The sequence below is a fragment of the Acinetobacter lactucae genome (genome assembly GCF_013344765.1).
GTDB lineage: Bacteria > Pseudomonadota > Gammaproteobacteria > Pseudomonadales > Moraxellaceae > Acinetobacter > Acinetobacter lactucae_A.
Map to the genome: position 1 here is coordinate 1 of NZ_JABVBF010000253.1, position 3,026 is coordinate 3,026.

A 3,026-nucleotide genomic window follows, 5' to 3' on the forward strand; every position below is an offset into this window, starting at 1 on the left:
GAGCTATACTGTTTAAATAGAGTAAAAAAATTAAAATCTGAGAAAAGTCGCACTTGATAAACCTAATATAGCACTCATTAATAATAAAGCATGTTTGTTTTTATCGAGTTAAAATCAAATGTACTCTAGTATTGCAGACTCTGGCTGATTCGATAGGGTTGGGGCAAATAAAACTGCAATGAATTTCCTTTTTGAGATAGATAAAGTTTTACATGAATTTACTTCTTATTGTAGTTCTGGGCGCGATTGTTGAAATTGCCGTATGGATTGGCGTAGCACAGTTCATCAGTGGATGGTATGTGTTCTTTTGGTTCATTCTTGCTTTCTTTATTGGTTTAGGGCTTATTCGCAGAAGTACTGCTGGTATTATGCCTCAATTACAGCAAATGCAGATGACTGGCCAACTCGGTAATGACCCGGCAGTAACTAAAAAACTTGCTTATGCTTTTGCAGGTTTCTTACTAATGTTGCCAGGTCTTGTTTCTGATGTATTAGCTGTTTTGATTTTGATCCCTGGTGTTCAAACTGCTTTCCGTAATATGGCGATGAGAACTCTCGCAAAACGCCAACAGGCTATGATGGATAAAATGATGGGTGGCATGGGCGGTAATATGGGTGGACAAAACCCATTTGCTGATTTAATGCGCCAAATGCAAGATATGCAGAATCAACAAGGTGGGGGGAGTCAAGGTCAATATCGTGATTCAAGCATTATTGATGGAGAAGCTCGTGAAGTCACTCCAGAACATAAGAAAATTGAACATAAAAATAAGGATTAATCATTACTTTATCTAAAGGCCTAAACCTCCAAAGTTTAGGCCTTTTTTATTTTAAGAAGATATACATTATTTAGTTAGAGATTCTTCAGTCCCACTAAGATCTTTTTGAGCCAATTCAGTTTGGTCTTCTTGTAATTTTGTTTGAGGTTGATATTTGTTGGAAGCTAAGGCAGTTTGCTTATTTTCAGATTGTTGATAACCTCGGCTTCGGTTGGCTCTTTCGCGAAAGCCACCTTTATTAATGAGCTTTGTATGTGACATGCATTTGCCTAAAATGTGAGATTATTCGCTTATTTTAACAAATTTGGCAAAATATCAAAATAAGAAAAATAGTCCTATAAAAATAATATTTAAGTTATATATATGTTTTTAATTAATATTTTTTAATTGACTCAATTGTTCATCTAGATTGAATTATCTTTTCATTTCACATAGGATAAATATAAAGGATGTATAAATTAAAAATGCAGCAAACCTATTAAAAAAACAACGGTTGAAATGAGGGAAGGAGGGTTACCTATGCTATATCAATACCATTGTGCGTGTTGTGACAAAGTTGTGGCATCGACTGATAAATCATGTCCATATTGTGGTTCACAACATATTCGAAGCCCGTATGGCTTATGGATGTTTTGTGTGATGGCTTGTCTAGCTGTTGTCGTCGTGTTTAAAGTTGTGCATATCTATATCCAGAACCATCAAGATACTCCAACGCAGTCAACTTTACTGGATGTATTAAATCAGGATGATAAAACCACAAGACAATAGACTTTGGTTACAGCTATAAATGATATGGCATCAAGGACGATTGCTAGAAGATTAAACCCTACATACCATAAAATTTTAATTATTAAAAAAGCCCGCTCAATGGCGGGCTTTTTATGATTTCATCTTAGAGGCCAGCAGCATTTTTAAGAGCATCAACTTTATCAGTTTTTTCCCAAGTAAATGCCGAGTCTGAACCTTCACGACCAAAGTGGCCATAAGCCGCAGTTTGTTTGTACATCGGTTGAAGAAGATCCAACATACGGGTAATACCAAACGGTCTTAAATCGAAATGATCACGTACGAGTTGAATAATCAACTCATCAGAAACCTTTGCTGTACCAAAGGTATTAATTGAAATTGAAGTAGGTTCTGCTACACCAATGGCATAACTCACCTGAATTTCACATTTGTCAGCAAGGCCGGCAGCTACAATATTTTTTGCAACATAACGACCTGCATATGCAGCAGAACGGTCAACTTTAGATGGATCTTTACCAGAAAAAGCACCACCCCCGTGACGAGCCATACCGCCGTATGTATCAACAATAATTTTACGACCAGTTAAACCACAATCACCTACAGGGCCGCCAATCACGAACATACCTGTTGGGTTAATGTGGAATTTAGTAGCAGCATGGAACATTTCTGCAGGGATGATCGGTTTGATAATTTCTTCAATAACAGCTTCTTTAAGCTGGCTTTGAGAAATTTCAGGATCGTGCTGAGTAGATAAAACAACCGCATCTAGACGAACAGGCTTACCATTTTCATATGCAAAAGTAACTTGGCTTTTTGCATCTGGGCGTAACCATGGAAGTGCACCTGAACGGCGAAGTTCAGCTTGACGCTCCATTAAACGGTGAGCATAAGAAATCGGAGCCGGCATAAGCACATCTGTTTCACGGCTTGCATAACCGAACATTAGACCTTGGTCACCGGCACCTTGATCTTCAGGTTTTTGGCGGTCGACACCTTGAGCAATTTCAGGTGATTGTTTACCAATCATATTGATTACAGCACAGGTTGATCCATCAAAGCCAAGATCAGAGTGATGGTAACCAATACCATTAACAGTATTACGAACAACAGCTTCAACATCAATATTAGCAGTCGTTGTTACTTCACCAGCAAGTACAACAGCGCCTGTTTTTACCAGTGTTTCACAAGCAACACGTGCATATGGGTCTTCTTTTAAGATTGCATCCAAAATAGCGTCGCTAATTTGGTCGGCCATTTTATCGGGATGACCTTCGCTTACAGATTCCGAGGTAAAAACAGCGTACTCGCGCATGAAAGTCCTATCTTGGTTATTTCAAAAGACATAATATGTTACATCGACTTGAGCTTGAGGACCAGTTCATACTGACCAAAAAGCATGAATTTATTTCATTTATAGTGTGTTTTAATTGATAAGTGTATAAGTAAAATTGATATGGATAACTTTAATTTAAAGTATTTATATTTTAACAAGTTGTTGTG

The 3,026-nt window shown here is 37.5% G+C and carries 4 protein-coding genes; 2 read left to right on the forward strand and 2 right to left on the reverse strand.

From position 1 onward, the window contains the following. Window positions 1-212: 212 nt before the first annotated feature. A complete protein-coding gene (locus tag HUN22_RS16280) occupies window positions 213-779 on the forward strand; it encodes an FxsA family protein (protein WP_174731546.1) in 567 nt (188 codons plus the stop codon). 66 nt (window positions 780-845) lie between these two features. On the opposite strand, the gene HUN22_RS16285 is transcribed toward HUN22_RS16280, so the two are convergent. Beyond that, the gene (locus HUN22_RS16285) at window positions 846-1,040 is read right to left on the reverse strand and encodes a hypothetical protein (RefSeq protein ID WP_174731549.1); all 195 of its coding nucleotides are present in this window, start codon (window positions 1,038-1,040) and stop codon (window positions 846-848) included. A 258-nt stretch (window positions 1,041-1,298) separates the two neighbouring features. Here HUN22_RS16285 and HUN22_RS16290 point away from each other — a divergent pair, with 258 nt between their 5' ends. Beyond that, on the forward strand, window positions 1,299-1,547 hold the full coding sequence (locus HUN22_RS16290) for a hypothetical protein (RefSeq protein ID WP_002121448.1): 249 nt from the start codon (window positions 1,299-1,301) through the stop codon (window positions 1,545-1,547). Window positions 1,548-1,671: 124 nt separating this feature from the next. Here the strand turns inward: HUN22_RS16290 and metK are convergent, their stop codons facing one another. Continuing rightward, window positions 1,672-2,838, reverse strand: coding sequence for a methionine adenosyltransferase (gene metK, locus HUN22_RS16295; protein ID WP_174731552.1), 1,167 nt, complete (start codon window positions 2,836-2,838; stop codon window positions 1,672-1,674). Between the last annotated feature and the right edge of the window lie 188 nt (window positions 2,839-3,026).

Coding starts and splice junctions, on each gene's coding strand:
- HUN22_RS16290 (WP_002121448.1), top strand. CDS start 1,299: ATGCTATATCAATACCATTGTGCGTGTTGTGACAAAGTTGTGGCATCG.
- HUN22_RS16285 (WP_174731549.1), bottom strand. CDS start 1,040: ATGTCACATACAAAGCTCATTAATAAAGGTGGCTTTCGCGAAAGAGCC.
- metK (WP_174731552.1), bottom strand. CDS start 2,838: ATGCGCGAGTACGCTGTTTTTACCTCGGAATCTGTAAGCGAAGGTCAT.
- HUN22_RS16280 (WP_174731546.1), top strand. CDS start 213: ATGAATTTACTTCTTATTGTAGTTCTGGGCGCGATTGTTGAAATTGCC.